We start from the raw sequence: 467 nt of genomic DNA, 5'->3' as shown, positions 1-467 counted from the left end.
AGAGGCTTGACCATTGGTCCCTCTCCAACGGCATCGACAATTACAATGCTTTCGTTATTTTGGGGCTTTGGTTGTTTGAGGAAGCCATCTCGCCCAGCCCATCTCCCCCTTGTGGGGGAGATGCCCGGCAGGGCAGAGGGGGGTAATCCCTCAGCATCCGCCGCCAACGGCGAAACTTCCTCGCTCGCCACCACGATGACCGGCACCTCCCGCGCCGTCTGAACCAGCTTACTCGTCAGCGGCAACGCGAGAGACGGATCAAGGACGATACGGATCGGCGACTGGGCTTCGAGCCCTGGGGTCCGCACCGTCAGCAGCGGGTCATCCGATATCGCCGTGCCGATGCCGACCAGGATCGCGTCGGTTTCGGCGCGCAGCGCCTGCACCTCGACGCGGGCCTGCGGACCGGTGATCGCCACCTGCCCGGCCCCCTCGCGGCCGATCATGCCATCGGCGGAAACGGCAAG

1 protein-coding gene is annotated in these 467 nt (G+C 64.9%); it reads right to left on the bottom strand.

What is annotated here, in order from left to right:
* The coding region (locus AC5ZG1_RS44325) for a RibD family protein (protein ID WP_496136559.1) at positions 1 to 467 on the bottom strand (467 nt) is incomplete at both ends.

The sequence above is a fragment of the Bradyrhizobium sp. Leo78 genome (genome assembly GCF_059512425.1).
The sequence above is the reverse complement of the archived record's forward strand: the minus strand, read 5'-3'. Positions and strand labels throughout refer to the sequence as shown.